This is a genomic window from Actinocrinis sp., assembly GCF_035650855.1.
Classification (GTDB): domain Bacteria; phylum Actinomycetota; class Actinomycetes; order Streptomycetales; family Catenulisporaceae; genus Actinocrinis.
Genome location: NZ_DASRGV010000324.1, coordinates 1 through 8,490 on the forward strand (window position 1 = coordinate 1; position 8,490 = coordinate 8,490).

Below are 8,490 nucleotides of genomic sequence, written 5' to 3' on the forward strand. Positions count from 1 at the left end.
GGGTGCGGCTGTGGCGGCGCGTGTTGATGCAGCTGCGTGACCCGCTGGTGGCGGTGCTGCTGGTGGCGGCGGCGCTCACCATCGGTACCGGCGACTGGACCGACGCCGGCGTGATCCTGCTGGTGATCGTGGTGAACACCAGCGTCGGCGTCGCGCAGGAGGTCAAGGCGGACCAGGCGATCGCCGCCTTGGGGACGCTGACCGCGCCGCATGCCCGGGTGGTGCGCGACGGGCAGCAGCGGCAGATTGCCTCGGCCGAGGTCGTGGTCGGGGATCTGCTGGTGCTGGGGGAGGGGGAGATCGTTCCGGCGGACGCCGAGGTGGCCGAGGCCGCGGCATTGCTGGTCGACGAGTCCGCGCTCACCGGCGAGTCGGTGCCCGTGGACAAGAGCGCGATGCCCGTGGATGAAGGCGCGGCGGCTGCGGACAGCGGTTCGCCCGACGCGGGCTGGGTGCTGTCGGCGGGCACGGTGGTGGTGCGCGGCCGGGGGCTGGCCGTGGTCACGGCGACCGGCACAAAGAGCGCAATGGGTCGGATCGCCGCGCTGATGGCGAGCGGGCCGACGCTCACCCCGCTGCAGCGCCGCCTGGTCGGGGTCGGCCGCGTGCTCGCGCTCGTCGCGGTGGTGCTGTGCGCCGTGGTGATGGCGCTCGGGCTGGCGCGCGGACAGTCGGTCGAGCTGATGGTGGTGACCGCGATCAGCCTCGTGGTCGCCGCGGTGCCCGAGTCGCTGCCCGCCGTGGTCACCCTCGCCCTCGCGCTGGGCGCGCGGCGGATGGCCGCCCGCCAGGCGCTCGTGCGCCGCCTTCCCGCGGTGGAGACCCTCGGTTCGGTCACGGTCCTGGCCACCGACAAGACCGGCACGCTGACCGAGGGAGTCATGGTCGCCCGGGCGCTGTGGACCCCGAGCGGTGGGACGGCGACGATCAGCGGCACCGGATACGCCCCCGAAGGGAACGTCACGCGGGGTCAGCTCGCTTTGAGCGCCGAGCGCGACGCGGATGTGGCCGACCTGCTGGCCGCGGCGGCGATGTGCAACGACGCGATCCTGCGGCCGCCGCACGACCAGCACCCCGCCTGGAGCGCGCTGGGCGACCCGACCGAGGCGGCGCTGCTGGCGGCGGCGCGCAAATTCGGCGTGGACGTCAGCATGCTGGCTGAGCGGCATCCCCGCCTCGCCGAGGTGCCGTTCGACAGCGACCGGCGCCGCATGACCACCGTGCACGGATTGTCCGGCGGCGCGGTCCGCGTCATCTGCAAGGGCGCTCCGGAGAGCGTGCTGCGCTTCCCGATCCTCGACGAGCCCCGCGCGGTGATCGACGAGGCGCTGCGCCGCGCCGAGCAGTACGCCGGCGACGGCCTGCGGGTGCTGGCCGTCGTGCAGAGCGACAGACTCTCGCCCGACACGAGCGACCCGGCCGAACTCGAGCAAGGCATGCGGCTTTCGGGTTTGATCGGGATCATGGACCCGCCGCGGGCGTCGGCCGCGGCCACGGTCGCCGCGTGCCGATCCGCAGGCATCATCCCGGTCCTGATCACCGGCGACCACCCGGTCACCGCCCGCGCGATCGCCACCGATCTCGGCATCCTGGAGCCGGGCACCGACGTGGTGGACTGCCGTGAGCTGTCCGCGATGGACCAGGCCGCGGTGCGCGCGGCGCGGGTGTTCGCCCGGGCGGTGCCGGAGCAGAAGCTCGCGATCGTCGAGGCGCACCGCTCGGCCGGGGACGTGGTGGCGATGACTGGCGACGGGGTCAACGACGCCCCGGCGCTGCGCCGCGCGGACATCGGCGTGGCGATGGGACGGCGCGGCACCGAGGTCGCCCGGCAGGCAGCGGACCTGGTGCTGGCCGACGACGAACTGGGCACCGTGGTCGCCGCCGCCGAGGAGGGCCGCCGGGTGTACGCCAACATCCGCCGCTTCCTGCTCTACGCCCTGGCAGGCGGCAGCGCGGAGATCGCGGTCATGCTCGCCGGCCCGCTGGTCGGGCTGCCGCTCCCGTTGCTGCCTTCGCAGATCCTCTGGATCAACCTGCTGACTCACGGGTTGCCGGGCGTCGCGCTGGGCAGCGAGCCGGTGGACCCGGACGCGATGACCCGGCCGCCGCGCCCGCCGGCCGAGAGCGTGCTGGGCGCCGGATTGTGGCAGCGCATCCTGCGCATCGGCGCGGTCATCAGCGCCGTGACGCTCGGTGTCGCGCTGTGGGGGCACGCGAGCGGCCGTCCGTGGCAGAGCATGGCGTTCTTCGCGCTCGGCACCACGCAGCTCGCGGTCGGGCTGGCTTCGCGAGCCAGGCCGGGAACGCGCAGCAACCCGCTGCTCCCGATTGCGATCCTCGGCGCGCTCGCGCTGCAACTCGCCGGGCTCTACCTCGCCCCGCTGCGCGACCTGCTGGGAACCCAGCCGTTGACGGCGTTCGAACTGCTGGTCGTCGGCGGCCTGTCCATCCTCGGCTACGTCGCGCTCAAGCTTGACCGGCTCATTCCGTCCAGATCTCCCGCGGAACCGTAGCCGGCACGTGTGACGATCGGCTCTCCTACCGGTGACCCTCGGCCCGATGAGCCCGCATACGTCTGGACGGAAACTGAGCTTGAGGGCGTACAGCGAGCGCGTCGCTCACCGACGCGTCGCGTTGACGCGCCCCGCTGCGCCAGGTGGTGAGGAACATGTCTGCTCGGTCATTCCTGAGCATCGGGTTCACGACGTGCATCACGCTGACGGTGGTGTCCGTCGCCGCGTGCGGAAGCGGGAGCACCGACACCTCGGGCGCCCCCGCGAGCACCGCCAGTTCGTCTTCGATTCCGACCGTGCCGCTGGCCCCGTCCACGGCGCGCAGCACGCCTGCCGCGCCGCGGAGTACGCCCGCGCCGCCCGGCAAGTCGTCGCCGAGCACGCCGCAGCGCACGACCTCACGTCCGGCGCCGCCCACGACCTCCGCGCCGTTCCCCGCGCGCTTGGCCGGGACGGATTGGGAGCGCATCCCCACCACGCGCCACGTCGTCGCGCTGACCTTCGACGCTGGGGCGAACGCGGACGGCGTCTCCTCGATCCTGGCCACATTGCGCACCGAGGGCGTGCCCGCCACCTTCTTCCTGACCGGCGACTTCGTCAATCAGTTCCCTGCGGCCGCCCGGCAGATCGCCTCGGCCCAGCGGGTCGGCAACCACTCGATGGACCACCCGTACTTCACCAAGCTCACCCGCGCGCAGATCATCAGCGAGCTGACCGGGGCGCGTCAGGCGATCGGCGCGGTGACCGGCAAGGACCCGCGCCCGTGGTTCCGCTTCCCTTACGGTGACCGCAACTCCTCGACCATCGCCGCCGTCAACGCCGCGGGCTACGTGCCGGTGCGCTGGACCGTGGACACCCTCGGCTGGAAGGGCACCAGCGGCGGCATCACCGCGCAGATCGTGCGCGACCGCGTCGTGGGCGCCCTGCAGCCCGGCGAGATCGTGCTGATGCACTGCGGCTCGAACCCGGACGACCACACCACGCTCGACGCCGTCGCGCTCAGCGGCATCATCCAGACCCTCAAGGCCCGCGGGTACGGCTTCGTCACCCTCGACGCGCTCTGAACCGAACCGGAGGCAGCACCGATGTCGAACACCACGCACACCCGGCACACCACCCGGCACGTGGCCGAAAGCGTGGCCCTGGCCACGGTCGGCTACCCGGCCCTGCTGCGCAAGCGCTGCCTGACCTGGGGCGCGACGCACGAGGAGCGGGTGCGTGAGATGCCCGGCGACGACCTGCTGCCCTCGGCCGCCGTCGTCACCACCCGGGCCGTCACGATCCACGCCCCGGCCTCCGCGGTCTGGCCGTGGCTGGTGCAGATGGGGCCCGGCCGCGGCGGCGCGTACAGCTACGACTGGATCGAGAACCTGCTCGGCCTGGGCATCCACAGCGCCGACGAGGTGCTGCCGGAGTTCCAGCACCCGCAGATCGGCGACGCGCAGCGGCTCGGGCGGAAAGGACCCGTGCTGCGCCTCGCGGTGCTCGAACCGGAGCGGGCCCTGGTCTTCCGCTCCGACGACGGAGCCTGGGTGTGGTCCTTCGGGCTCTACCCGCAGGGCGAGAGCACCCGGCTGGTCAGCCGCAACCGCATCACCCGGCCCCATCGCACCCCGGCTACCGCGGCGTTCGACCTGTACGTGATGGAGCCGGGCAGCCTGGTGATGGAGCGCAAGATGCTGCACGGCATCAAACAGCGCGCTGAGATGCTCGCCCGCGAACCCGCGGCGGGCCCCGCGTCCTGAAGGACGCGGCCGCTAGGCCGACGCTTGCGTGCGCCTGCGCGCGGTGAGAAGGGGGACGAGCGCGAGCAGGAGCAGGAAGCCCCTCGACGATGAGGCTGACGACGCCGAGCGGTTCGTTCCAGTTGCCCTTGTCGTCGCTGTAGTCGGGCAGGCCGGGTCCGCGCGAGAGGATGTAGCCGACGATGGGCCCGGCCGCGACACCCAGCGAGAGCAGCCAGCCGAGGACGGAACTGGACTGGATGAGCAGCAGCGCCGCGATGACCCCGACGATCTCCAGGACGTAGTAGCCGGCCCCGACGTACGAGGGCTCCTTGCTGCCGGGCACGCCACCCTGGTCGATGACGTGGATGACGCTCACGCCCAGACACAGCAGGGCGGCGGTGGCCCTGCGGGCAGCATCGATGGCGCTGGCTTGGACGGTCTCGACGGTGCGTTCCTGCAACTCGACCATGGCGCGTTCTCCTCGCGTGGGCGCGGCGGCGGCGCCCGCACGGAATGCCGGGCCGACCGCCTTGGGGGGCAGCGCTCGCTATTCCGTCGTCTCGGTGGAGACGGAATTCAACGGCTTATTCACGGGAGTACGCGCGCATGGCGTATCGCCCGCGATTCGCCGATTCCGTCGAACGCTGCGGTTGACAGGCGTGCGGTTTTCGCTGCCGACGGCGGGACGGTCCGCGCGCCCGCCCCGGGGCGCGAACCATCGCACGGCGGCACGCAGGGTGCTGCGGACTGCTGGCCATCAGCCCGGTGACGTGCATGAACAAGTGTCCCGGAAGAGGGTGGCAGCGCCCTTCCCAGAACACTGCTACAGAAGGTAGGCGACCGGATCATGGCCCGTCAAGAAGAATGATGACGGTTTCATGAGAATTGACCGCCGTTTACCTAACCGGCGCGGAAGAGTTCACCTGGCGTGACTGATCTTGCTGGTGTGACTGGTGTGACGAGCTGTTAGCGCCAGGTTTCGAAAACGCGAGCGTGTTTCGAAAACCAAACACGCCCGGGATTCTTAAGTTGGTTGAAACATTTGCGGAAAAGGGTTTCCCCGCCGCGGCGCCAGGGAGCCGCTCGACCGCCCGCGAGTGAGTCAGCGCACGTCGATCTCGATCGCCGGCCGGCAGTGCGGCGCCTCGCGCAGCACGCTCCTGGTCAGCAGCGCCCGCAACGCGTTCTTGCGCTCGCCGCCCAGGCTCGGCGGGGTGGTGACGAGCGCCGTGAGGGTTCGGCCCGCGGCGCGGTCCGCGGCGTTCACCGAGACGCGCAGGCCGTCGCGGCGGATCTCGTGCCGGGCGAGAAAGCGTTCGGCGCGGCGAGTCAGCTCCACGGCGAGGGCCGCGGCGAGCAGGTCCGACACGGCATCGTGCGCGGACGGGCCGCCGACCGGATCGAGCAGCAGGCGCCGCCCGCCGACGTGCACCGCGTACTGCCGGGAGTCGATGTAGTCCACGTCGGCCGACCGCGCGGCGGCCGCGCCGTTCTCGGTGGCCGTGGCGCTCTCGGCGGCCGCGGCGTGCGCGAGCAGGTGGGCCGCGAGCCGGCGGGCCTCCTGCGGAGTGAAGCTCGCCCAGAGCGTGTCGCCGTCCTGCGGCAGCGGGCGGGTGCTGAGCGAGACCCGGGCCGCCGGATGCGCGAGCTTCTCCAGCCGCAGGCCGCTGACCGTGAATTCGCGTCCGCACGTGGTGCGCACCACGTCGCGGCCCAGGCCGCGCCCGGCGTCGTCGAGCCCGCGTGCCATCGGGCTGTGGGTGGACTGCGCTGTCACGGTACGCCTCCTCGTTCTGATACCCCGCTGGGTATAAAAGGGCAACGCCCGGCCGGGCTACCGGCATTCCGCTCCATACCCCGTGGGGTATGATGGCGGGGTACCGGATCCGCCGAGCGACGGAGGCGATCACATGGCGGTCGTGGGCTACGGGATGAGCGTCCGGCTGAGCCGTCCGTTCAGCGAGACGGTCGACCGGGTGCGCGCGGCGCTCAAGGAGCAGGGCTTCGGCGTGCTCACCGAGATCGACGTGCGCGCGACGATGCGCGAGAAGCTGGGCGAGGAGATGGAGCCGTACCTCATCCTCGGGGCGTGCAACCCGCCGCTGGCCCATCGCGCGCTCGGTGTCGAACGAGGGATCGGCCTGCTGCTGCCGTGCAACGTGGTGGTACGCGCCGACGGCGACGCGACCCTCGTCGAGGCGCTCGAGCCGCGCATGATGGTGTCCGTCACCGGCCGGGACGAGCTCGAGCCCGTCGCGCAGGAAGCCGCCGCCAAGCTGGAGGCCGCGCTCGCCGCGCTCGACGGCTGAGCGCAGGACCGGCAACCCGGCCGCGCCGGGGCGACACCCCTCACCCCAAGGAAGAAGCGGTAGGAGACATGCAGATCGCCACCGACACGCTCGCCGACGTGATCGTCCGGCTGCGCCGCGCCCAGGGCCAGATCGGCGGCGTCATCCAGATGATCGAGGACGGGCGGGACTGCAAGGACATCGTCACCCAGCTCGCCGCGGCCTCCCGGGCCCTGGACCGGGCCGGCTTCAAGATCATCGCCACCGGCCTGCAGCAGTGCATCCTCGAGGAGCGCGACGGCTCCGGGCAGGCGGTCGTCGACCGCGAGCAGATGGAGAAGCTCTTCCTCGCCCTCGCCTAGCCGCCGGCCCGGCCTGCCCGCCTTCGGCCTGCACTGCGTCCGCGCCGCCCCTCGTGGGCGGCCGGCGTCGTTTCGGCCCGACTTCTAGACCAAGGCCAGGGGTGGAAAGGGCCGAATGCCCCTGCTCTGCCGTATACCCCCGGGGGCATGCTGGCGGTATGAAGCGGATCGTGATTCTGGGTGGTGGCACCGGCGGGACGCTGGCGGCCAACCGGCTGCGGCGCGCGTTGAGCGTGCGCGAGGCCGAGATCACCGTGGTCGACCAGGATGACGCGCACGTCTATCAGCCGGGACTGCTGTTCACCCCGTTCGGGTCGGCCGAGCAGCGCTCGCTGGTGCGCCCGCGCCATGCCCGGCTGCACGCGGGGATCGGCTTCCGCCAGGCTGGGATCGACCGGGTCGACCTCGACGCCGACCGGGTACATCTCGACGACTCCTCGACACTCGGCTACGACGCGCTCGTGATCGCGACCGGCGCGCGGCTGCTGCCGGAAGAGACCGAAGGGCTGACCGGCGAAGGCTGGGGTGAACGGGTCTTCACCTTCTACACGCCGGAAGGCGCCGAGGCCCTGAGCAAGGCGCTGGCACGCTTCGACGGCGGCCGCATCGCGGTGAACGTAGTAGACCTGCCGATCAAGTGCCCGGTGGCGCCGCTGGAGTTCTGCTTCCTGGCCGACTGGTATTTCCACCGCCGCGGGATCCGGGACCGGGTGGAGCTGACCTACGTCACCCCCCTCGACGGCGCGTTCACCAAACCCGTCGCCTCGCGCGCCCTGGGCGGCCTGCTCGCACAGAAGGACGTGCGACTGGTCACCGAGTTCAACACCGGCGAGGTGGACGGCAAGAGCGGGCGCCTGATCTCCTACGACCAGCGCGAGGTCCCGTTCGACCTGGCGGTGGTCGTACCGCTGCACGGCGGCGCGGCCTACATCGATCGCTCCCCGGGCCTCGGGGACGAACTCGGGTTCGTCCGGGTCGACGCGGGCACCCTGCAGTCCCTCGCCAAGCCGAACGTATTCGCACTCGGCGACGCCACCGACGTCCCCGCGTCCAAGGCCGGATCCGTCGCCCACTTCGAGGGCGCGACCGTGGAGCGCAACATCCGCGCGTTCCTCGCGGACCGCCCGCTGCCGGCGCGCTTCGACGGACACGCCAACTGCTTCGTCGAGACCGGATACGGCCGCGCGCTGCTGATCGACTTCAACTACCGGACCGAGCCGCTGCCCGGCCACTACCCCGCGGCGCTCGGCCTGCCGCTGCTCAAGCAGTCGCGCCTGAACCACCTGGGCAAGCTCGCCTTCCAGCAGGTCTACTGGCACGCCCTGCTCTCCGGCCGGGACCTGCCCGGCATCGCCGCCGACATGCCCACGCGCGGCAAAAGCGCCGCCGGGCCGGGCTGAGCCCGCCACACGGGCCGCTACCGAAAGGAATCCGATCATGCCGACCGCCACGTACTGCGGCCGAACCGTCGAGGTCAACGACGACGGCTTCTTCACCGACCCGTCGCAGTGGACCGAGCAGATGGCCCCGGAGATCGCCCGGACCGCGGGCATCGGCGAGCTGACCGAGGCGCACTGGATGGTCATCAAGTTCATGCGCG

The 8,490-nt window shown here is 71.8% G+C and carries 10 protein-coding genes; 7 read left to right on the plus strand and 3 right to left on the minus strand.

Annotated elements, in window-relative coordinates:
• The first annotated feature begins 2 nt into the window (after nt 1-2).
• A complete protein-coding gene (locus tag VFB40_RS23180; protein ID WP_349261604.1) occupies nt 3-2,513 on the plus strand; it encodes a cation-translocating P-type ATPase in 2,511 nt (836 codons plus the stop codon).
• Nucleotides 2,514-2,538: 25 nt separating this feature from the next.
• Here the strand turns inward: VFB40_RS23180 and VFB40_RS23185 are convergent, their stop codons facing one another.
• Entirely contained in the window at nt 2,539-2,931 is a 393-nt protein-coding gene (locus tag VFB40_RS23185; protein WP_324854093.1) for a hypothetical protein, read from the minus strand.
• Between the two features lie 25 nt (nt 2,932-2,956).
• On the opposite strand from VFB40_RS23185, the gene VFB40_RS23190 reads away from it, so the two are divergent.
• Nucleotides 2,957-3,577, plus strand: coding sequence for a polysaccharide deacetylase family protein (locus VFB40_RS23190; protein WP_324854095.1), 621 nt, complete (start codon nt 2,957-2,959; stop codon nt 3,575-3,577).
• A 21-nt stretch (nt 3,578-3,598) separates the two neighbouring features.
• Entirely contained in the window at nt 3,599-4,258 is a 660-nt protein-coding gene (locus VFB40_RS23195) for a hypothetical protein (RefSeq protein WP_324854097.1), read from the plus strand.
• Here the strand turns inward: VFB40_RS23195 and VFB40_RS23200 are convergent.
• Complete coding sequence (locus tag VFB40_RS23200) at nt 4,203-4,709, minus strand: hypothetical protein (protein ID WP_324854099.1); 507 nt, start codon at nt 4,707-4,709, stop codon at nt 4,203-4,205. The two genes, VFB40_RS23195 and VFB40_RS23200, sit on opposite strands and share 56 nt — an antisense overlap.
• Before the next feature lie 633 nt (nt 4,710-5,342).
• Nucleotides 5,343-6,017: a hypothetical protein gene (locus VFB40_RS23205; protein ID WP_324854101.1), complete on the minus strand. Its 675-nt coding sequence runs from the start codon at nt 6,015-6,017 to the stop codon at nt 5,343-5,345.
• A gap of 133 nt (nt 6,018-6,150) precedes the next feature.
• Here VFB40_RS23205 and VFB40_RS23210 point away from each other — a divergent pair, with 133 nt between their 5' ends.
• The 4 genes from VFB40_RS23210 to VFB40_RS28660 form a co-directional block, all read left to right on the plus strand.
• A complete protein-coding gene (locus VFB40_RS23210; protein ID WP_324854103.1) occupies nt 6,151-6,549 on the plus strand; it encodes a DUF302 domain-containing protein in 399 nt (132 codons plus the stop codon).
• 68 nt (nt 6,550-6,617) lie between these two features.
• Nucleotides 6,618-6,890: a metal-sensitive transcriptional regulator gene (locus VFB40_RS23215; protein WP_324854105.1), complete on the plus strand. Its 273-nt coding sequence runs from the start codon at nt 6,618-6,620 to the stop codon at nt 6,888-6,890.
• 158 nt (nt 6,891-7,048) lie between these two features.
• Nucleotides 7,049-8,290, plus strand: coding sequence for a type III sulfide quinone reductase, selenoprotein subtype (gene sqr, locus VFB40_RS23220; RefSeq protein WP_324854107.1), 1,242 nt, complete (start codon nt 7,049-7,051; stop codon nt 8,288-8,290).
• A 37-nt stretch (nt 8,291-8,327) separates the two neighbouring features.
• Nucleotides 8,328-8,490: TusE/DsrC/DsvC family sulfur relay protein (locus VFB40_RS28660; RefSeq protein ID WP_349261606.1), on the plus strand; the 163-nt coding region annotated here is incomplete at its 3' end.

Coding starts and splice junctions, on each gene's coding strand:
- VFB40_RS23195 (WP_324854097.1), top strand. CDS start 3,599: ATGTCGAACACCACGCACACCCGGCACACCACCCGGCACGTGGCCGAA.
- VFB40_RS23200 (WP_324854099.1), bottom strand. CDS start 4,709: ATGGTCGAGTTGCAGGAACGCACCGTCGAGACCGTCCAAGCCAGCGCC.
- VFB40_RS23210 (WP_324854103.1), top strand. CDS start 6,151: ATGGCGGTCGTGGGCTACGGGATGAGCGTCCGGCTGAGCCGTCCGTTC.
- VFB40_RS23215 (WP_324854105.1), top strand. CDS start 6,618: ATGCAGATCGCCACCGACACGCTCGCCGACGTGATCGTCCGGCTGCGC.
- sqr (WP_324854107.1), top strand. CDS start 7,049: ATGAAGCGGATCGTGATTCTGGGTGGTGGCACCGGCGGGACGCTGGCG.